This is a genomic window from Segatella copri, assembly GCF_009495355.1.
GTDB lineage: Bacteria > Bacteroidota > Bacteroidia > Bacteroidales > Bacteroidaceae > Prevotella.
Map to the genome: position 1 here is coordinate 84130 of NZ_VZAD01000057.1, position 21332 is coordinate 105461.

Sequence of the window (21332 nt, forward strand, 5' to 3'; positions counted from 1 at the left end):
TTTGAATATATATGTCACATCAGAAATTTCCAAACGGCTATTGGACAGACGAAAAAGTTGTCAAAGAGTCTCAAAAATATCATACAAGAATAGAATTCAAACTGAATTCTCCAACAGCTTGCAAACTTGCTTATCAAAGAAAATTGATAGATGAAATGACATGGCTGAAAACAGACCGGCATAAGAAACGTGGTCCTCGTAAGGAACATAAATATACGAAAGACGTTATTCTTTCAATTGTGAAGCAAAATAATTGTGTTACAATAACTGATTTGCGTTTGTTAAACGAGTATGCCTATAATCAAGCAAAAAAGAAAGGATGGCTTGATGATTTAGGGCTTATTCGTCCTAAGCATGAAAATGGTTTTTGGACAAAAGAAGAAGTGTTGAAGGTATCTAAAAAGTATCCAAGTAAAATGGATTTTCAAAAGAATGAGCCTACAGCATATAAATGGGCGGGTGAGTATGGTATCCTTGATAAGATGGTGTGGATGAAACCACATAACTATGATGAAAGAAAAGATGAGCATAACTCTACAGTGTATGCCTATGTTGATAAAGTAAACAACGTGGCATATGTAGGTTTGACAATAGATAGCAATAACAGAAAAAGAAGGCATAAATATGATTCCAACAGCGCTGTAAGAAAGTATTTTGGTCAGAATATTCCTGAACCAATTATTTTGAAGAATGGATTGACTGTGTTGGAAAGTCAATATTATGAGGATTTTTACAAGAAGCAATATGTGAAGGAAGGCTATCTGCTTTTGAATGTTGCATCAACAGGAATAAATACTGGTTCTACTGGCGGAATTGTTAAATGGACTTCTAAAGAAAAGGTTTTCGAGGAATCAAAGAAATACCATAGCAGGAGCGAATTTAAGAGGAAAGCAGGGGGTGCATATAATCATGCAAAACACAATAAGTGGCTTGATGAGATGACTTGGTTAAAAACTCCTGAAAGAAAAATAAGTTGGACTCATGATGTTGTTATTGAAGAAAGTCACAAATATGAATATAAATGTGATTTCAGAAAAAATGCTGGTGGAGCATATCAGACTGCAAGCGAGAAAGGTTGGCTAAAAGAAATGGATTGGCTTAAAGACAGAAAGAAGCCTCATAATTATTGGACGAAGGAAAGGGTATTTGCGGAAAGTCACAAATATTCAAACAAGAAGGAATTCAGGAATAAATCCAAAGGTGCTTTTATTAAGGCGATGATTAAAGGATGGCTTCCTGAAATGGTGTGGTTAAAGCCTCTTCCTTTAGGAATTATATCAAAATGGACAAATGAAGCAATCATTGAAGAATCTAAGAAGTATTCTTCAAGAACGGAGTTCGCTATAAATAGTCCGACAGCTTATCAGCATGCATGTAAAGATAAAAACATCTTCAGTGAAATGCCGTGGATAAAAGACAAAAAGAAACCTGATGGATATTGGGATGTTAAAGAGCATGTTTTGGAAGAAGGTAAAAAGTATAAAAATAGAACGGCTTTTTCAGTGGGAGCTTATACGGCATGGAAAAAAGCAAAGAAATATGGTTGGATTGACGAAATAGAATGGGCAACTCGATGAATCAAAACTGACGACCATCGTTCCATCATCGTGCTCGGTTCAGGTGCTTATCGCATCGGTTCTTCTGTAGAGTTCGACTGGTGTGGTGTCCAGGCATTGAATACGATTCGCAAGGAGGGTTGGCGCTCTGTGATGATCAACTACAACCCTGAGACCGTTTCTATCGACTACGATATGTGCGACCGTCTTTACTTCGACGAGCTCACCTTCGAGCGTGTCATGGATATCATCGAGATGGAGCTGCCTCATGGTGTTATAGTATCAACGGGTGGCCAGATACCAAACAACCTCGCAATGCGGCTTGATGCTCAGAATGTGCCTATCCTTGGTACAGCAGCACGTGATATTGACAATGCGGAGTTCTCTCAGATGCTGACCAACAACGGCATCAACCAGCCAGAGTGGAGCGCCTTGACCTCTATGGAGGATATCGACATCAAGGCTTGGGGCGAGTATAAATAGTTGATAGTTAGTAGTTAAGAATTGACAGTTAAGTCATTCTTGATGATTTCCAATAGAAAAATCCCTGCTGTAGGAAAGGCTTCCTATGGCAGGGATTTCTTAATTGAAAAAAGCCGTGAAAACTTTGATAGTTTAAAAATATTACCGTAAATATGCAGCAAAAAATATAATAAAGAAGAGTTATGGAAGAAAAGTCGATGCTAAAGTTCAGTATGTTCCTGAAACAAAGTAAGTATCCAAGGTGGTCGTTGTCTTTCCAGAAGTAGGAGAAGAGGCTAATTATCTTTTAGTTGTTTTCAGGTGGACAAAGATAGTGAATTTATCCGAAACAGCATAGAAAGTTGGGGGATTAAACTTTCTCCTATAGCAATAAATTGCATACATATGGAATCAAGAATTGCTACACCAGTAGAAGACATCAGAAAATCATCGCCACAATGATAAGGTTGTGAACGTTCTTCTATATGCTCAATAGAAAAATGCACTCTATTAAGTATATCCAATGCTACATATTTATCGAATTGCATAGATTCCATCCCGCTCAATTCTTGATTTAAAGAAAGGATTCATGTTTTTGTGAATACGCACTACATCAACTGAGCATTTGAACAAGCCCTCTAAAAACTCTTTCAAGTCGGCCAATAAAAATGGATTAGGAGTTTCTGTTTCTACACAAATATCCAAATCGCTTTGCTCTGTTTGCTCATTTCGTGATACGGAACCAAAAATACGCAAGGTCTTGATTCCAAAATCTTTAGTAATCTTGGAACTATTTTGCCTAATTATTGCTATATAATCTTGAACTGTTCTCATAACACTTATCTTTTAAGACAGTGCAAATATAAGTGATTATCTGGTATCTTCCAAACTTTTTGCCAAGTTTTTGCAATTCATCCCACAAAATATCATTTTAAAACTTTGATACATTCATATATTAATCGTAATTTTCTCTTATTAAGACTATTCTGAATGGGTTAAAAAGAATGCATCCAATACTTCCTCAAACACATCATTAGGACTCACTTTATTGAAGAGACGCATAGAAGTTTTGAGTTTCAGCACGTCAATTCCGCTTCCCATGATATATTTGATATCCTTATCCTTGTGGAGCAAGAGCGCCTTGCAGCATTCACGGAGTCTATCACCCAGAATTTCATGTTCAACATAGGCTCTGGCTTCACCCTCGCCATCCAAGCCATAGTATTTTGAATTGTAACTATGTCCGAGTCCCTTCTGTTGCGGGAAGATATACCATATCCAATGGCTTTGTTTTCTACCTCTTTTCAGTTCACTTAAAGCCTGGGTATAGGCAACCTCCTGTGCATCCAGGAAGCGCAAGAGATCATAGTGTGGCTGCTGAGCCTTTGGATATCCGATACTGTCCGAAGGTGTAGAATCGGACGCCAAGCTTTCACCAGCGACAATTTTCTCATGATCAATTCGTTTGGGGCATTTACCGGGAACGAATAAAGCACTCAAAGACTTCAAAAAAGTGACACCTAATTTAAAAACATTCATCCTCGTTTTATCGTTTTATTAAATTATATGAAACGGCACATACAATATTGCTTACTTCTTAAATACTATTCAATTCGTTTGATATTTAGACCATGGCTTTATTGGATGTATTTCATGGACAGTTCCTACAGAATCACGATACCACGAATAATTCCATCCTGATCCCATATCCAAGTACAGAGCATATTTGACCTTCAAGTTTGCCAACTTTTCCACAAATTCGCTATAAGCCAACGCTTGCTTAGCCTCAACAATGCACAGCTTGCCATCTAGCTCGCATAATGCCCGATAAATATTCAATGGCTTATCCTTTCTAAATCTTGGCATAACTCGCCCATTATAAATAATCATATTCTGTCCAAAGCCCATACCTCTATGCTTTTCCGCTTTCCTAAGTTCACTAGCGTAACTATCATACAGGAACTTCCATTTGCCTTGATACCAAACAAAAGCCCCCGTATTCGTTTTAGCCACGTAGCCTCTATAAAAAATACCACTAGACACATGATTTCCTGCTACATTGCGATGTGCAAAAGAATCCAAGCATTCCCCTGTAAACGCAGCCTCAGCACAATAGCTCACAGACATATCCGTGTCTTTGCTTGGTCGCTTACCGCAAACCAAATCAACAGTGTTATAAATCGGTGTAAAGACTATCAATTCCCCAGAGTCTTTCCGATTAACAAAAGTTCTAGTATTGGAACTTGGCGCTGCAATCTTTATTGTTTCAGATAGGCTGTCAGCATTTACCTCTATCACAGAAGCCTTAGGCTTATGGTTACAAGATAGCATAACCATAAGCACAAAACACATTGATAGAAGATTCAACTTTCTCATATCAAATCATCGCTTCTTTCCGAAAATGGCACTCAACACCATCTTTCCTATTTTTCTTTCCAATCCAGCCTTAGAGGTTGGAATCCCTGTTTCACGTGCAAACTTCTGTTTAGCCTGCGTGATACCGAGTGCCCGATTTAAGGAGAATGATACTCCTGGAATTTTAAACTTTGACATAAGCTAATCATATATTAAAATTAATCATTTACCAATTTCTTGAATTGCGTCATGCCATCCTCCTTTTTTATAAATTGCAAGAAGATGACGAAAGCCATCCCCGTAAATAGGGTCTGTACTCTTCTTCATATTCTCAATCGCCGCATCAGCCTCTTTAGCATGAATTGCCTTCAATACAACATAACTTCCTAAATCGAGTTCTTTGATATCGTTGAAAATAGTCTTATCAAATAGATCTCTTAGGTGGGTTTTGTCCGTCAATGAAATGCTTAGAATCTGCAAAACTTCATATGTCGAGCGTTTCAATTGCATATCATGGTGTACAATAGCCACGAGACAAAAAGTGATAATGGCAACACTATCAAGTACGTTTCATTGCCAAATACTGCATAAAAGACTATAATTCAACTGTTTCAATGATTGTATTTAGAGCCTTATAACTAACCATAACTTACTATTACTAACTAACCATAAAGTCTTGATTTTCAATATTCTTTGATTTTTAACACTTCCTGAGTGTTTTTTGGCAGTTCCCGATTTTCCACATATTTTTGCAGCGTATTTCTACCGTGGAGAATTTGCGGAGCTTTTATTTTGTCATATCGTGAACGTAGTTGACAAGGGTTTACAAGTGGTTACGATGAAGGACAGATTTGAAGCTGATAGGCAAAAAGCGTTATATCGTGGACTGGGTTGACAAAGGTTGTCAATGGTTCACTTCCGTTTACTCCATCGGTGGAATACTCAAAGTATGTAGAACATAGCAATATCAAAGAGTATGAGACCGACAAGAAAATGTGAATTTTGTGGCAAGACATTCGTGCCAAGGAGCGGTATGCAGAAATACTGTTCCGAGGAATGTCAGGCAGAGGCAAAACGTCTTAGGAAGAAAAGACAGCAGGACTTGATTAACGGTATTGAGCCAATCATGAATCTGCAACATCAGGAGTATCTTACCTTCTCCAAAGCTGCCATTCTGATGGGATGCACCCGACAGTATATCTACAAACTTGTGGCTAACGGCAAGTTGAAGGCATCAAGATTGAGCAGCAGAATGGCATTCGTTAGAAAGGCTGATATAGAGAAGATGTTTGAGGGTAATCCCTACAAGCGTGTGGTTCCTGCCAGCAAGAGCAAGCTCTGTAAAAAGGCAAAAACAGAAAAGCCAACACAAAACCAGGAACCAACAAAAGGGAAAGAGGAGAATGAGGTGCTTGACTATTATTCGGGCGAGGAAGTGATGTCCATTTATAAGGTCAAGAAGTCTTGGCTCTACACCTCTGCCAAGCGTAATCAGATACCGATGTGTCGTATTGCTGGCAAGAACTATTACAGCAAACGGCATATTGATGAGTTTTTCGGTACTGCCGTTGACATCCACAGCATCAAAGAATGGGTGACAGCTGATGATGTGGATAATGTTTTCAACATGAGCAAGTCGGCACTTAGGGCATACACCTACCGCCATAAGATACCGACCAAACGTGAGTATGGTCATACTTATTACTCCAAGGAACCTCTTGAAGAATTTCGCAGGACTGACCTCATGAACGATGACAGCTATTATACCACCGAACAGGTGCAACAGTTGTATGGTCTGACAAGTGCCAACATCTGCCATATCGTGAGAGTTCACCATATCAGCAAGGTAAAAGTGGGCGTAAAGAACCTGCTTTTGAAGACGGATGTGGAACGTGCAATGGCAGAAAGGGCAGCAAAAGGACTGTGATTTCAAATGATTTCATCATTATCCATCAGTTACTATGAATAATTGGAGTCACGGAGATTTCATTCCGTTATTTTGCAGCTGTGAAGAGACACTTCACCACGAATAATTATCAATAATACATATCAGTTATGAGCAACATTTGCAAGACCGTATCATTGCGTACACGCAAAATCAAGGACGGACACATGCTGTCCTATTATCTTGACTATTATCCTGGCTATCGTGATGAGAGCACGATGAAAGTCATCCGCCATGAGTCGCTTGGCATCTACATCTATGCCAAGCCGAAGAACCAGATGGAACATAAGTACAACCTCAATCTTACGGCAAGAGCCGAGGCGATACGCTGCCGTCGCTTCGAGGCTATCGTCAACGAGCGTTATGATTTCTTCGACAAGGAGAAGATGAAAGGAGATTTCCTCGCCTACTTCAAGAGACTGGCAGACAAGAAGAACTCCAAGTGGCAACACGTCTATATGCACTTTCGTACCTTCACGCAAGGCAAGTGTACCTTCGGTGAGATAAACGTGGACTTGTGCAACAGATTTCGTGAGTATCTGCTGACAGCACCACAGGGACTGCATAAGAACAGAAAGCTGCATATCAACTCAGCTGCCAACTACTGGTCAACTTTCCGTGCTTCAATCCACACTGCCTATCGTGACCGCAAGATAAAGGAGAACCCGAACGGTTTCTTGGAGCGTATCGAGACAATCCCGACTGACAAGGAGCATCTTTCACAGGACGAGGTTATCCGCTTGGCATCCACACCATGCTCTGCTCCTGCCTTGAAGCGAGCCTTCCTGTTTTCTTGTCTTACGGCATTGAGAAAGAGCGACATCAAGAAACTCACTTGGGAGGAGATACAGCCATACGGCAGCGATGGTGTGATGTATGTCACCACACGAATGCAGAAGACAAAGGACATCGTGCATAACCCAATCAGTGAAGAAGCCTTGGAACTGATAGGCTATTCACCAGATAAACGTGGCAAGGTGTTCCCTGATTTCAAAGACTCCATGACACAGGCACCATTGAAGAACTGGCTGAGAGAAGCAGGGATTACCAAGCATATCTCCTATCATTGCTCACGCCACAGTTTTGCCTGTCTCCAGTTAGACGCAGGAACAAGTATTGCCGTAGTGCAGCGTTATCTCGGTCACAAGAATGTGGCAACAACAGAAGTGTATGCCAAGATTTCCGATGCTCAGAAGCGTGCTTCGGTTGGCTGTATCACCTTGAAGAAGTAACCATTTGACAATAACACGCAGAAAAGGACTGTTGGAATGATAGTGTTCCAATAGTCCTTTTCTCATTTTGTTGGTTCTATTTGTGGTCGTGGATAGAACCAATTCGACAAATACATCCTAATATCTATAGATATTGAAGAGGAACTGCAATTTTCCATTTTCTTTGCCCTTACCTTTGTAGTCAGCAATTAGCCGCAACTGGCACTAACGAGCAGTTTAAAGTATGATTCAGAGTATGATATCATATAAGAACGCTAATAAAGCGTAAAAGAAAGAGTGCCAGAGAACGTAAATGCTGTTTTCACATGCTTCTGCATCTAACTTTGTGGAAGTTTTTGAAAGAAGAATAACAATAAAACGAATACAATAATGATAGAAAACGAGACAACTTCAGATTGTACCATCTACGCTTTTGTTGGTACTGCAATTCTCGCCATCTCTCTTGTCGTGGCTATGTATGTAGGCAATGACTTTCACCAAAGTCTGTTTGTCGAGTCAATCATCTTTGTAGGGAGCAACATCCTGCTTTGGGCGATATTCATTTCTATGGTGAATTATCCCTATGAACTGATGACCATTGGTAGCAACAGCAAGACAAAGAAAAACGTTGTAGAAGCAGAGCCAGCAACAGAACAAGAACAGCCAAAGCAAACATTACCACAAACAGAGTCAGCACAATACAGTCATGAGGACTATGCCAAGTGTGTAGAGGCACAAGAAAAAGAAGCACAGGAGATAAAGGAAAAACGAACGAGAGCCGTACTTGACTATGTGCATCGTACCATGTCAAGGTTTCTGTATGAGGAAGATTTGTACAAGGTAATTGAGGCTGTCAAGGAATGGAGCAACGACACCAACTATACCCCGATAGCAATAAACCGTTTCAAGGAGACGGTTGAGAATATTCCTTTAAGACACTTCGTGTGGAATATCGCAGAACGTTTGGGTAAGCGTGATTACACAATGGCAATGCGAATAGCCTTTGTCAAGGCTTTATTTCCAAAGCCGTTTGAAGGCTTGGACTACAGCACATTGAAGAACCTGAAAGCACCATGTTCCAATGATATAATCCCTATTGACGAGCCTGCCAATGGTAGATATGATTTCCATGATGTTACAGAGAAAACTTCCGAATAATCCCCATTGTTAGAGTTATTCCTTCGTGAATGACAAATGACTGTCACGAACCTCAGTAACGGAAGCATCATTCTGTTCCTTTGCACCAGTTATTAACAAAGTATCAGAATGAATAAGGAATTAACTTTCAACGACCTTCCAATGGTCGTTGCCCAGCTTCGGGATGAAGTGGTGGGCATGAAGCAGATGATCACCAATCTGCAATCACAGAACAAGCCACAAAAGGCGAACACGCACATACCTATGAGTGTGGAGGAGGCATCGGCATATCTCAAAATGCCGATGGCAACTCTCTACATGAAACTTGGAAACGGCAGCATTCCTGCCACCAAGCCGGGCAAGCGTTACTGCCTTTATCAAGATGAACTTGACAAGTGGCTGGAGACTAACCGCAAGAATCCTGTACCTCTCACGGCGGAGGAAGAGAACGCAGCCATTCTTGCAGGAAACAAGCGCAAGCCGAAACCCTTAAACTGGTAATGTCATGGATGCGCTTGAAATATGTAACAAGCTACGCTCGGAGGCTTCGGGCGTAGCCACTTCTGGAATTCCTCTTGACGTATTCCCCCAGAAAATGCAGCAGATGATTCTTGATTTGGCAAGGACGGAGAACTATTCCATTGAGTTTACCGCTACTTCCCTTATATCCGCTATGGCAGCAGCCGTCGGCAACTCCTGCTATATCCGGATTAAAGGCAATTGGATTACTTCACCTATCCTATATGTCATTCTTGTTGGCAGACCAGGAGTCGGCAAGACTCCACCTTTGAACTTTGCCTACAAGCCGTTGCACGACATTGATACTGAAGAGCACCATAAGTTCAAGGCTCTAAAGAATGAGTATGCAGCCATTGTGGAGAGGAGCAAGGGCAAAAAACGGACGGAATGGGAATCGTTACCTCCTGTACCAGTCCTGCATAAGAATATCATGAATGACTTCACGCCAGAGATTCTGATGCGCAATCACGATGCCAACCTCAGAGGTGTGGCAGTTGTGGTGGATGAGATAATGGGGCTATTCAATACCATCAACCGATACAACAACAGTTCTTTTGTACAACAGATGCTGTCGGCTCACAATGGCTTGCCAGTAGATGTTTCTCGTTGTAATCTTGATTGTCCTTTACGCATTGACTATCCTTGCATACAGATTGTGGGAACTATCCAGACTGGTATTGTGCATGAACTTTATGATATGGGATTCAAGAAGAATGGTTTTCTTGACCGTTTTCTGATCACATACCCAAAAGGTTTGAAGATTGCTCCTTGGGTTAAGGTTCCAAAACAAGATGCTGCAATCATTGAAAGACCATTCCGTGTATGGAAAGAGATCATAGACAAGGCTGTGGCTCTTCCTTTTACGGAAGGCATCTTCAATGTTCTTGACTTCTCTGATGAAGCCATTGACATATTCTATGATTGGCAGAATGAGGACATAGAACGGCAGAATGCCATTACGGATGAAAAAATGATAGACTCACGTGCTGCAAAAGTTCCTTTGAACACTGCTCGACTTGCCTTGATATTCCAGCTGTTCCGTTGGGCTTGTGATGAGTCTCACAAAGATTTTGTTGATGCGGAGTCCGTGAATGCAGCCATACGGATGAGCGATTACTTTGAGAAGTCATACAAAAGGATGGATGACCTCGTTTTAACCGAGGCTACCGATCCTGTGAAGAAACAGGTACTTGACTCGTTGGGAAACAAGTTCGTAACTGCTGAGGCAGTAAAGGCTGGAGCGGATTTCGGTTTTGCAAGACGTACTGTCATGTATATGCTCAAAGACTTCTGTCAGAGAAACTTTATCATCAAAGACAAGCAAGGCAATTATGAGAAAGTACAGAAGTAGAATCACCATCTTGCACCGTTTGCACTTTGCACTTCTTGCACTCTTGCACAAAAGATGCTGTATTTTGTGCCAAACAAGTGCAAAAGTGCAGAAAGTGCAAGGTGCAACAAGTGCAGAGCCTTATGAGTGAGTATAGATTCCATCTACAGAAATACAAGCTGGGCAACCGATATGCTTGCCCTCAATGTGGGCGTAAGCGTTGCTTTGTAAGATATATTGACGAGGAAGGACAGATTGTATTTCCTGACAATGTGGGGCGTTGTGACCATGAACAGAGTTGTGGCTACCATTATTCTCCGTCTGATTATTTCAAGGACAATCCCGATGCCAACAGCAATGATGATTGGAGATATAAAACACCAATCAAAGAGTGCAGTAAAGAGAAACCTCTTCCAACTTTCATTGATAGCAAGCTGGTGGAGCAAACACTGCATGCTTATTCTGTCAATCCTTTGTACAGATACATTTCAACGGTCTTTGGCAAAGAGGAGACAGAACGGCTGTTTGCCTTGTACAAGGTCGGCACTTCAAAGAAATGGGGCGGTTCAACTATCTTCTGGCAGATAGATGTCAATGGGAATGTGCGCACTGGCAAGATAATGAAGTATGATGACAAGACAGGACACCGCATCAAGGAACCTCACAGCCTGGTGACTTGGGTACACTCGGAACTAAAATTGCCAGACTTTACACTTCGGCAGTGCTTCTTTGGCGAACATCTGTTGACAGATAAAACCACGACCAAGACTATAGCCATAGTGGAGAGTGAAAAGACAGCCATCATTGCCACACACTTCATGTCTGATTTCGTGTGGTTGGCTACTGGAGGCATGAACGGATGTTTCAATAAAGATGCTGTCGAAGTCCTAAGCGGTCGGGAGGTTGTTTTGGTTCCAGACCTTGGGGCAATGGATAAGTGGAAAAGCAAACTTCCGTTGCTGCAATCAATATGCAAGCAAGTTCTTGTCAGCAGTATCTTGGAAGACAATGCCACCGATGAACAAAAGGTCAATGGTCTTGACATTGCCGACTTCCTGCTGATGACGGAAACACCACAGATGGCGCTACAAAGGCTGATAAAGCAACATCCGCCACTCCAACATCTGATAGATAGCCTCGGGTTGGTGTTGGTGGAAGAGCCATAGCACTACTGGCAGCAGTTATAACGAGTTCGCTTGCGAACATATCCCTTGGGTGGAGCCTAATACACCGAGCAAGCTCAGTAATTAGGGCAAACAGCCATTATATGTGTACAGCAAGCTGAATTTCATATGTACAATCAATTAAAACAAGCAATTTTATGAGCGATAATAAGAAACAGATGATGGACATTCAAAAGGTCAAGTCTTTAAGCGTTGCTGTCAGCGATGAGCATCAGCGCAATTGGGGCGATGACCTTTTTTCAAGGAAGGAGAATGATCCAAAGTACAACTATGACCGTAGTCGTACCCGACTTAACTTTCAGGTGTCGAAAGGTGGAGAACTTGGACCTGTAGATAAGACCAAGTCAATAACAGACAAAATTGAGCAAGCCATCAAGAACAGAGTGACAGGCAGAGTGAATGCCACATCAAACCGTGCCGTGAACATTGTCTTTGGTGGTAACCGCGAGCAGATGCGCAAACTCGCATTTGGCGACCAGACAATCAGTGAGAACGGCAACAACTGGGATGTTGACAGTTGCAGCGGCATAGACAGATGGGCAAAGGACATATATGACTTTTGTCGTCGGGAGTTTGGTGAAGAAAATGTCGTTTCGTTCATTGTTCATTTAGACGAACTCAACCCTCACGCACATGCGGTCATTGTCCCCATCACAAAGGACGGCAGACTGAGCGCAAAAGATATTTTTGGTGGAAACGACATGAATCAAGCAAGAACAAGGATGCGTGAACTTCACAGCCGACTTGCAGAGGTTAATGAAAAGTATGGACTGGAACGTGGTGATGACATCACCATAACTGGAGCCAAGCACAAGTCAACAGAAACTTATCGCAGGGAGTTGGCTGATGAATGCCGCACTTTGTCAAATGAAGTAGGCATGAAGAAGACGCTTCTTTCAGGGCTTAATCGTTGCATCACAAAAGCAGAGACCAAAATCAAGGCTCTGCAGACTATGGTCAGCAATCTGGAGAAAGCGGAAGCAGAGAAACAAGCGACCATAGCCGAACTTGAAGATTACATGAAGAATCATCTTGGTGATGCTGTTGAGATAAAGGCAAAGATTACCGCCACCAGAAAGGAACTCTGGGATGTTCGTGACAAATTGAACGACAAGAAGATGAAACTTGCGCAGGCTAAGTTGCAACTTGGTGAGTTGCAGAAAAATACCTCCCACATCGAAGCAAGAAACAGGGAGATTAAAGCCGATTTTGAAAAAACAGCTGTTTCATACCAGCAACAGATGATCAATAAGATATGGGCGCAGGCTGGTATGAAGGCGTTGGCAGAGATAGCAGACATCTATCCTCGTATGACGAGCATTCACGACAGCAGCCTATTTGACGACAGCTTTGCAATGGACTTCATCAATTATGGCGACAAAATTATCTATTGTGCAATGTACCTCTACATCGGCTACGTCAACGAGGCTACCAACTTTGCTGAAAGCCAAGGTGGTGGCGGTAGCGACACCAAAGACTGGGGACGTGAGAAGGACGAAGAAGAGATAGAATGGATAAGACGATGCTTGCGACAGGCGACAAAGATGATGAAGCCAATGAAGAGAAAAGGCTTGAGTAGATAAAATATTAAGGGAGGAGCGCATTTCGAACACGCCCTCCCAAATTATTTTACAACTCGCAATGATCTTGCGAATCACTATTCTTAGTAACGACTTGAATAGTGAGACGAGTGTGAGCTATGTGAGCTGTGAGAACTGTGTGAAGAATGAGAACTATGCGAATAGTGACCCGCAAGAGAACTCTTTACCATGTCAATGGCTTTCTGCAAAACCAATGGCTGGTTCTTCTGCTTCTCAATTTGTGTTGTTTCGTCATTATTGCCCAATACGTTCATGATGTTATCAGAAACGTTGGCGCAATAACTCGTTGTAGCGATAAATGCCGAAACAATCAAAAACATTAGTCTCTTCATTGATACCTCCGTTTTTAAATTTGACAATATTGTTAATAATTCACTCTGTACATGAATTTGTACATTCTATTTTATGGATATGTGTACTTATGTTATTTTTATTTGTCGAGAAAAAACCTCCACATTCATTTTTGAGAACACATCCGTCGCAGACTGGAAGATAGACATCTTTCCATTCGCTAATTGATTGCTTTGCAAATTGACGCAATTCTGGTGGAAGCACACATAATTGAGCATTGTAGATATAAGTCGTTATACCTCTGTCGTTCAAAAGGAGTACAGCTTCTCTCAGCTCATTATTATAGCTATATGGATCTATCCACAAGTCTTTTAAATTCGTCTCAGCCAACCCTGTAGTTTCCATCTGCATAAAAGCTACCTGGGTGACAAATGGGAAATTATGATAGATATAATCAGCCAACTGTGGCAATCTCTTATAGGTCTGTTTGTGGATAACCACCCTCAAACCTATCTGTTGCCCGAACTGTGCCAAATTATACAAACCTTGAACCGTTTTGTAAAACGTCTTAGCTCCTACTATATGGTTATGGATAGAAGCTATATCTGAAAAGATAGGAATGTCTATTTGTAAATCATGATGGTTGCAAGCTGCTAACTTTGCAGCGTAGTCAATATCAGCAAATTTCACTCCATTGGATAGTATGCTTATGGCAGCTTTAGGACATGATTTCTTTATTTGGCGTATAATATCAAATAATCTGTCACCAATCATAGTTGGCTCACCACCAGTAATTCCGACTTCTTGTGTATTCTTATCGAACAGTTTAATCAAATTCAGATTAAAATCAGTTCTGTCCCTCTCTTGCTGCACTGGAGGTTGAGGACACATGATACAGCGATGATTGCAACGAGCAGTAGCAAAAATTGCATTGGATGCAGAATTGATTTCATATAGAAAACACACCTCTCCATTAGAGGATATGTTTATCACATCACCTTCGTTGAAGCCAGAAATGTTGTCAACTTTTATACATGGTGTAGATATCTTGTTTGAGAAATCATGTGCTGAAATGATAGCCTTGTAACCTTTAGGCATATTCTGCTCATTGGTCACAAGGATATATGCTGAACGGTTAAATATATTTTTACCGCTAAGTGTTACTCGTCCAAGAAGTTCCTCTGCGTTAGAGTTGTATAACGAATTTAATTGTTTCATATCTCACTATTTTATCCAAGACCAAAATATTCTATTTATCTCAGGGTCATGCTTTTGAAGAAGTTCAAAGAGATAATGCATAATAGCTTTATTCTTCTTGCACATCTCGTTTGTAGGACGATAACCAACCATATCTCCTTGCTCTGACATGTTTCTTACAGGGTCTGCACCACAGTAAGGTTGGAATACACATTCTGCGCACTCGGGCAAACATTCATTGCAAGCATTGCTTATAATCTCATGCAACTTTTCTCCATTGAACATGCTTTGGTATGAATCTTCGTTCACATTTCCAAGTCTGAAATAATAGTTCTTGAAACGAGCCATCATTCTTCCCTCATCTGCAACATACACACTGCCATCATAATCATATATAGCTCCAGCTATGCCAACACCTGCAGGAGATTGCAAGTCTACGAACCCTGTAGCAAAAGGTGTGAGAATCCTACGAAGAAGTAATGCTGCATACCCCTCAACAAAGAATGTTCCTTTCTTGTTGAGTTCTATGATATAGTCCAACCCCTCTTTGTAGTTTTGTACAAAATCTTCTATCGGATAGGCTATCTTGTCCTTATGCTGTTTTGCAAAGCCGTAAGGATTCAGTGCCCTTAGGAAGATGTTATGGAAACCTAATCTGATGTATTCATCTATGATGTCCTTGAATCTTCCGAGGCTATACTTTGAAGTTGTCATTAAAGCGGATGCACATTCGTCATCCCCCCAAATACCACGAATCATCTGTAGATTTTTCTCAAAGATAGCGTGGTGGTCAAGATTTTTATCTTGGAGAGGTCTGTTAGCGTCATGCAAATCCTTTGGACCATCCAAAGATGTAGAAATCATACAATTATGCTTCTTTAAGTACTTAACCATCTTCTCATTGAGCAAAGTAAGATTGGTGCAGATAACAAATTCTAATTCACGTTTCTTGAATAAGTTTTGCCATTCAGCTTCTTCTATAATATACTTCACCATTTCAAAATCGGTTGACGGGTCACCACCCTGGAACTCAATTTTGATACATGGGGATGGAGACATGAAGATGGTCTTGACGATATTCTTTGCCGTTTTCTTGGTCATGTCCGCGGAATGGTCAGTACTTTCATGTCTTTTTACCTGACAATAGATGCAGCTTGAATTGCAGCGTAAAGTTGGTACAACCATGTGCAAAGAAGTGAAATCTTCCAAGATACTCTTCTTTGTGCGGAACTTTGTAGCAAGCATTTTCACAACATCTTCAACTTTGTCCGTTGTGGCTATTTGCTTTGACTCTATATCATAGAACAAGTCACTTGTAGGGTCAAGTTCTCCATTGACGAATTTGTGAAAGTCGTCATTCTTTAGGAAAATATATTCTCCTACATCATTCGATAGAAGATATTCTTCTTCGTTAAATCGAGCGAAGCGAAATGGAAGTATTGTATAAGTATTATTCATTGTTCTATCTTGAAGAATAGTGAGACCTGTGTGACACATGTGAACTATGCGACCGATGAGAGTAGTGAGAAGAGTGGCATGACTTCAATAATGGCGCAAAAGAAAATGAGGCTTTTTGAAGTACCAAAGGGCGTTTAGCCATTTCTATTATATCTTGTTCGCTTTTCTCTATCTGTACTATATCAGAATTATCATCGTAAGAGAGTGACGTTAGCAGGAATGTCACGAAAAAAATAAAAAAATGTCTCATCGGCTAACTGGCTTAAATGCTTCCTCAACGATTAAATCCCGAATATGACCATACTTTTCCGTAGTAAACTCACGAAGTTGTTGGTCAATCAAGTCATTGCAGAATTGCTTGACGATATTTTCGTCAAGTCCACCATCTTTTGATTCAAAGATAACACAGACCTGTTTATCATCATTAGGCATTGTGTTCTGATAAACAAAGAACTTGTCTGTGTATTTGTAAATCGTAGCTGTTATAGCCTTTTCGCTATATAAATTCAAGTCTATTATAACTTGAAATCCTTCCTTATCCGTCTTTGTGATTGGAACTTTTATACTACTCATACCAACTATTCTTCTTTTTTGCCAACGGCTACCATATTGGCATGATTAACAAATGGTTGGTATATACATGAAAACGTGGAGCCAATCCTGTCACTCGTTCCACGCAGTAAAGGCTCTGGCATCGCCCAAGTTGTCGAAACGAGCAACGCCGAAAGCCCCACGCCAGTGTAAGTATATAGAAAGCACTATTGACAACGAACGACAAAATCACTCGAAGCCAATGAGGGCTGTATACAATACACCTCATGAGGCGTTCCCGTTGCTTTGTTCTTGACAACTTTGCTCGAACTGCCAGATTCTTACTGCGTCAAAACCAAAGCGTACAGTTACGCCTTATATGTATATATGTCTGCCCAACCTCTGCCCATCGGGGCTTTCGGTATGGGTATAGACGTTACAAAGATAACACTTTTACTTTGAAAACCACCTTGTTTAGCTGGTAAAGTATGACATTCAGGTCTGATTTAACATTATTAAATATAAATAGGTCAAAGAATTCCACTTTTGCGTGATTTTTCTTGCTGAAAAGTTTGTATTATCAATGATTATTCGTATCTTTGCACCGTCAGTCCTCGCCAAGCCTCTTAACAATGCTCAAATCGTGCGAGGCGTTTTTTGTTTATACACATTTGAACATGGCGAATCTTATTCCCTTTACAAAAAGGTTTGAATCTTCGGAAAATCTCGTTAATTTGCTTGAATCACGAGGTTTACAGATTTGTGACAGAAAAAAAGCCATACAGTACCTTGACAATATTGGTTATTACAGATTGTCTGCTTATATGTATCCTTTGTTGAAGATGCCCAAAACAGCACATTTGTATAAGGAAGGTTCAACATTCGAAAAGGTGATGATGCTTTATCGCTTTGACAAGAAACTGAGACTGCTCATGTTCAATGAAATAGAAAAGATTGAAATTGCTATCAGACGTGCGGTGATGCAAATAACAGCAGATATGACTGGCAATCCTTTCTGGCTTACTGACTCTTCTTATTTCTTGGATAGTTCAAAGTTTAATGAAACAATGCGAGCTATATCCAAGGAATATAGCAAATCCAAGGAGGAGTTCATTCTCCATTTCAAACGAACCTACTCAGAACCTTACCCACCATCGTGGATTTTAGGAGAACTGCTTACTATTGGAAACGTCAATGCCATTTATCGCAACATTAAACAAAATCGCATACGCAAACGCATAGCAAAACGTTTTGGTTTATCTATCAATGTGTTTGAGTCATGGCTCACGGTTATTGCTGTTACTCGAAATGCCTGTGGTCATCATTCAAGAGTATGGAACAAGCAGAATGCTATTCAGCCAGCAATTCCCAATAGTCCCGCAGGAGAATGGATAACGCAGCCAACAGATTCCATGCGTGCTTACTTTGATCTTTGCATCATCAAGTACTTTCTTAATGTTATATCCCCCAATAATGATATGCAATCCAAACTAACATGGTTGTTCATTCGGTTTCCTGAAATTGACTTAAAAGCTCTCGGCTTTCCGCAGGGATGGGAAACGGAACCATTATGGAGGTAATAACATGTGGAATGGCTACTGATCATTCACTCCCTTACATGGTCTTCTTTGTTTCTGTTTTATCATATTATGGGGGCGGTTCAAACGACCCCATCCAATCCATATCTATGTAATTTTGATGTAATCGAAAGTTAAATACGTTAAATTATTACCCTTTCGTATCTAAACAGAATCCACACAGTCACTTTTCTACCGTTTAGAGCGTATAATACTGATAATCAACTAATAACAGATACAGCGGCTGAATTGCCCTTTTTTATTGGACAGTAGTGCTATTATTTCTTAGACAAAAGTATTCTCCTTATTCCAATCCCCACATATCATTCAGCATACTGATTGCAGACGCCGAACGGAAGACATGATTGCGGAAGGTGATAATGGCTTCGGGGGCAAGATGGGCTTCGAAGGAGTTGACCAGGAAATCAGCCTCGAGCAGGATGCGGTGGTCGAGGCTGGTTACATCCGTATAAGTATGGTGATGGGCGATGAGCCAGCAGATTCTTTCTATCTGTGCGGCTGTGAATCCATCGACATCTGACAGGACTTTTCTTGCCTCATCAGGACCTAATTCTTCCTGATGCTTGCCATCGCAGTTGCCATATTTGGCTTCTGAAACGTGAATGCCCACATCGTGGAGGATAGCAGCTGCTTCGAGCACGAAGAGGTCTTCCTCGTTCATCCCCTCTGAGACTGCTATCATACGGGCAAAGTCGTGTACCTTTACGAAATGCTGGATGCGTGGCGCATCGCCACCATCGTACTTAATCATCGCCCTCATCAGAGTGGCGAGTGTCAATTCCTTGTTCGTCATCGCTTTATTTTCTGACAGGTATTACTTTTCATTATTGATATACTCCAGAATCTGTTCTGCATGAATCTTGGTCTTGATCTCCTTGGGAGTGAAGATTTTCTCGATGATGCCTTCTTCGTTAACGAGATAGGTGGTACGAAGGATTCCGATGGTCTTTCTGCCGCAGGTTACCTTCTCGCCCCAGCAGCCGAGTTCCTGCAACAGGGTAGTCTCGGTATCAGCGATAAGAGGGAACTGAAGCTCCTTGGTTTCGGCAAACTTCTTCTGCAAAGCCTGTTTGTCCTTGCTCACACCGATAATCTCGTAACCTGCAGCTGCCAACTCCTCTTTGTGAGCCTGCAAAGAACAAGCCTCAGCAGTACAACCGCTGGTGTTGGCTTTCGGATAACTGTAGAGTACTATCTTGCGACCCCGAAAGTCGCTTGCTTTGATCTCACGTCCGTCCTGGTCTATGCCAAGAATCTCAGGTATTTTATCTCCTATATTCATAATTTTAATTGTTAATTTTGTTTTCAGTTCTTTTTATCACAAACTTTTGATGATAAATACAATGCATGGTTACGGCAATTTATTGCCTTGACCACTTTTACAACAAAGGAAAATTTCTTGTTCTTTATAGGAAAGTAAGATGATTTTGCAGATGCTTTATGGAGAATATGGGTCAGTTATTTGTCATTGTAATGTCCTTCTACATCTAATACAAGGACAGTTATGACTTCATCATGAATCTCATAGATGATTCTGTCATGGGCAGTGATATGTCTCGAATACAAAATAGAGTTTCCTCCTATCAAAGCCTCAGGATGACCAATACCTGTTCTTGGGTGATCCATGAGTTCATGATATATCTTTTAATATTTTTTGAATAGCTTTGGATTGGATTTCTTCCATTTCTTGATGACATCTTCTGCACTCTTGGATGTAATGACTGTGTAAATCATAAACTCGCAAAGTAATTGTCTATATCATCATGCGATTTCAATGTGGTATATTGACCACAATGAATTTCCTCTCTCACCTTGTCAATCTTATCCTGCAAGTCGGGAGTAATGACATTTTCTTCCACAGTCTTGTCCTTTCTAATGACATCCGTGAGAATAGATTCCACGTAATTGTTAAGGCTGCAATTAGTAGCCTTAGCTCGTTCCTTTAGCTCCTCGAGAAGCTCTGATGGTAGCCTGAATGACGTAGGCACGCGTAATGTTGATGAGCTCATATTCTTCGTTTTAATTCTTATTTGTTGCAAAGATAATGCAAACAAGTGCAATGAAAGCTTGCTTTCAAATTGCCGAGTGCAGCTTATCTTCTGCAAAGATAATAAAAATACAGGGAATCAAGGTGATTCTTGTGATTTTTAACACTGATAATCATATTTATAGTCGCTCTTTATTCTTGCTTTTTTAGCATCATAATAATCACATCAAAGTAATTGCGACGTTATGGAAAAGACCGTAGAATGGCAACTAAATGCTTTTTACGGGACTTCATTAGTTTTATATAACCATTAGCAATTGTAAAAGACTTTTTAAGATACCCTTATTTTTCTCATCGTTGTATACTTTAAGTATTTTTTTATTTATAATATATTCTTTTAATTTCTTTCTATAGAAAGGATGGGATAGTAAAATCCATAGTTCTTGATCAATAAATGCATATTGGGTGTTTCTTTCAAGCCATGCCCTATTAGGAGATTCTGTCTTTAATTCTGAATTGGTCCAAGCTAAATGCCAGAAATTATCCGATTTTAAGAAATAATAAGGATATTGTAAACAGGTAAGATTTAATTGATGAGCCTTAATGAAATATTCTCCAAATAGTCCCTTATATATAGGCTCTATTTCTTCATAAGTAAATTGATTGATTTTTTTCCCATCTTCTATTAATTTAATAGTAGCCTTCACCGTTTGTTTCTGTTTATGCTTGGTAGAATCGAAAAGTTGGTGGGGTTCATCAGATGAAGGTCACCAAATTTAAATGTCTTGAAAACAAAGACTTGCAAGACAGATGTTGTGACATGTTTTTATGAAAAGGGGCTAAGCTACAAGTCGGGAAGTAATCAAATCTTAATTCCTCAAATCCGCAGCCAATCCGTTTACTCGAACCGATTTGATTGTTACGCGTGCATGAGGCATCAGATTGAGGCTAATGAAGCCTTAGTAATGCC

General features: G+C 40.6%; 22 protein-coding genes and 2 pseudogenes. 10 read left to right on the forward strand and 14 right to left on the reverse strand.

Annotated features, from left to right (window positions below; translation table 11 throughout):
* Positions 1–11: 11 nt before the first annotated feature.
* Both F7D20_RS06900 and F7D20_RS06905 read left to right on the forward strand, forming a co-directional pair.
* Complete coding sequence (locus F7D20_RS06900) at positions 12–1577, forward strand: hypothetical protein (protein ID WP_158463396.1); 1566 nt, start codon at positions 12–14, stop codon at positions 1575–1577.
* A gap of 9 nt (positions 1578–1586) precedes the next feature.
* Positions 1587–2012 (forward strand): annotated as a pseudogene (locus tag F7D20_RS06905) (carbamoyl phosphate synthase large subunit); the annotation flags it as partial.
* A gap of 540 nt (positions 2013–2552) precedes the next feature.
* On the opposite strand, the gene F7D20_RS06910 reads toward F7D20_RS06905, so the two are convergent.
* The 5 genes and pseudogenes from F7D20_RS06910 to F7D20_RS06925 all read right to left on the reverse strand — a co-directional run.
* Positions 2553–2852, reverse strand: coding sequence for a nucleotidyltransferase family protein (locus F7D20_RS06910; RefSeq protein WP_022109834.1), 300 nt, complete (start codon positions 2850–2852; stop codon positions 2553–2555).
* A 147-nt stretch (positions 2853–2999) separates the two neighbouring features.
* Positions 3000–3518, reverse strand: a complete 519-nt coding sequence (locus F7D20_RS06915; protein ID WP_228114127.1) for a DUF1810 domain-containing protein — start codon at positions 3516–3518, stop codon at positions 3000–3002.
* A gap of 108 nt (positions 3519–3626) precedes the next feature.
* Positions 3627–4394 (reverse strand): hypothetical protein, encoded by a 768-nt coding sequence (locus tag F7D20_RS06920; RefSeq protein ID WP_158463398.1) that lies wholly within the window; start codon positions 4392–4394, stop codon positions 3627–3629.
* 6 nt (positions 4395–4400) lie between these two features.
* Positions 4401–4571 carry a hypothetical protein gene (locus F7D20_RS12915; protein ID WP_194252701.1) on the reverse strand — a complete coding sequence of 57 codons (171 nt, stop codon included), beginning with the start codon at positions 4569–4571 and terminating at the stop codon, positions 4401–4403.
* A gap of 198 nt (positions 4572–4769) precedes the next feature.
* A pseudogene (locus F7D20_RS06925) lies at positions 4770–4925 on the reverse strand (IS4 family transposase); the annotation flags it as partial.
* 424 nt (positions 4926–5349) lie between these two features.
* Here F7D20_RS06925 and F7D20_RS06930 point away from each other — a divergent pair.
* From F7D20_RS06930 to mobV, 7 genes are all read left to right on the forward strand, one after another.
* A complete protein-coding gene (locus tag F7D20_RS06930; protein ID WP_158463399.1) occupies positions 5350–6300 on the forward strand; it encodes a helix-turn-helix domain-containing protein in 951 nt (316 codons plus the stop codon).
* A gap of 128 nt (positions 6301–6428) precedes the next feature.
* On the forward strand, positions 6429–7550 hold the full coding sequence (locus F7D20_RS06935) for a site-specific integrase (RefSeq protein WP_158463400.1): 1122 nt from the start codon (positions 6429–6431) through the stop codon (positions 7548–7550).
* Positions 7551–7919: 369 nt separating this feature from the next.
* Positions 7920–8687 (forward strand): hypothetical protein, encoded by a 768-nt coding sequence (locus F7D20_RS06940; RefSeq protein ID WP_158463401.1) that lies wholly within the window; start codon positions 7920–7922, stop codon positions 8685–8687.
* Positions 8688–8795: 108 nt separating this feature from the next.
* Positions 8796–9167, forward strand: a complete 372-nt coding sequence (locus F7D20_RS06945; protein ID WP_117680740.1) for a helix-turn-helix domain-containing protein — start codon at positions 8796–8798, stop codon at positions 9165–9167.
* 4 nt (positions 9168–9171) lie between these two features.
* Positions 9172–10536, forward strand: a complete 1365-nt coding sequence (locus F7D20_RS06950; RefSeq protein WP_158463402.1) for a DUF3987 domain-containing protein — start codon at positions 9172–9174, stop codon at positions 10534–10536.
* 122 nt (positions 10537–10658) lie between these two features.
* Entirely contained in the window at positions 10659–11681 is a 1023-nt protein-coding gene (locus tag F7D20_RS06955; protein ID WP_158463403.1) for a DUF6371 domain-containing protein, read from the forward strand.
* 155 nt (positions 11682–11836) lie between these two features.
* Positions 11837–13282, forward strand: coding sequence for a MobV family relaxase (mobV, locus tag F7D20_RS06960; protein ID WP_158463404.1), 1446 nt, complete (start codon positions 11837–11839; stop codon positions 13280–13282).
* 80 nt (positions 13283–13362) lie between these two features.
* Here the strand turns inward: mobV and hxsA2 are convergent, their stop codons facing one another.
* From hxsA2 to hxsD, 4 genes are all read right to left on the reverse strand, one after another.
* Complete coding sequence (hxsA2, locus tag F7D20_RS06965) at positions 13363–13632, reverse strand: His-Xaa-Ser repeat protein HxsA2 (RefSeq protein WP_118119818.1); 270 nt, start codon at positions 13630–13632, stop codon at positions 13363–13365.
* A 40-nt stretch (positions 13633–13672) separates the two neighbouring features.
* A complete protein-coding gene (gene hxsC / locus F7D20_RS06970) occupies positions 13673–14809 on the reverse strand; it encodes a His-Xaa-Ser system radical SAM maturase HxsC (protein WP_158463405.1) in 1137 nt (378 codons plus the stop codon).
* Between the two features lie 6 nt (positions 14810–14815).
* Entirely contained in the window at positions 14816–16246 is a 1431-nt protein-coding gene (gene hxsB / locus F7D20_RS06975) for a His-Xaa-Ser system radical SAM maturase HxsB (protein ID WP_158463406.1), read from the reverse strand.
* A gap of 246 nt (positions 16247–16492) precedes the next feature.
* Positions 16493–16819: a His-Xaa-Ser system protein HxsD gene (gene hxsD / locus F7D20_RS06980; protein WP_158463407.1), complete on the reverse strand. Its 327-nt coding sequence runs from the start codon at positions 16817–16819 to the stop codon at positions 16493–16495.
* Positions 16820–17454: 635 nt separating this feature from the next.
* On the opposite strand from hxsD, the gene F7D20_RS06990 reads away from it, so the two are divergent.
* Positions 17455–18357 (forward strand): Abi family protein, encoded by a 903-nt coding sequence (locus F7D20_RS06990; RefSeq protein ID WP_158463408.1) that lies wholly within the window; start codon positions 17455–17457, stop codon positions 18355–18357.
* Between the two features lie 301 nt (positions 18358–18658).
* On the opposite strand, the gene F7D20_RS06995 is transcribed toward F7D20_RS06990, so the two are convergent.
* The 5 genes from F7D20_RS06995 to F7D20_RS07015 form a co-directional block, all read right to left on the reverse strand.
* Positions 18659–19168 (reverse strand): HD domain-containing protein, encoded by a 510-nt coding sequence (locus F7D20_RS06995; RefSeq protein ID WP_158463409.1) that lies wholly within the window; start codon positions 19166–19168, stop codon positions 18659–18661.
* A gap of 21 nt (positions 19169–19189) precedes the next feature.
* The gene (locus F7D20_RS07000; protein ID WP_158463410.1) at positions 19190–19657 is read right to left on the reverse strand and encodes a peroxiredoxin; all 468 of its coding nucleotides are present in this window, start codon (positions 19655–19657) and stop codon (positions 19190–19192) included.
* Between the two features lie 176 nt (positions 19658–19833).
* Positions 19834–20001, reverse strand: a complete 168-nt coding sequence (locus tag F7D20_RS13270; protein WP_228114128.1) for a type II toxin-antitoxin system YoeB family toxin — start codon at positions 19999–20001, stop codon at positions 19834–19836.
* A gap of 104 nt (positions 20002–20105) precedes the next feature.
* Positions 20106–20384: an Arc family DNA-binding protein gene (locus F7D20_RS13070; RefSeq protein ID WP_228114129.1), complete on the reverse strand. Its 279-nt coding sequence runs from the start codon at positions 20382–20384 to the stop codon at positions 20106–20108.
* Between the two features lie 277 nt (positions 20385–20661).
* Positions 20662–21069 (reverse strand): hypothetical protein, encoded by a 408-nt coding sequence (locus F7D20_RS07015; protein WP_158463411.1) that lies wholly within the window; start codon positions 21067–21069, stop codon positions 20662–20664.
* Positions 21070–21332: the final 263 nt, after the last annotated feature.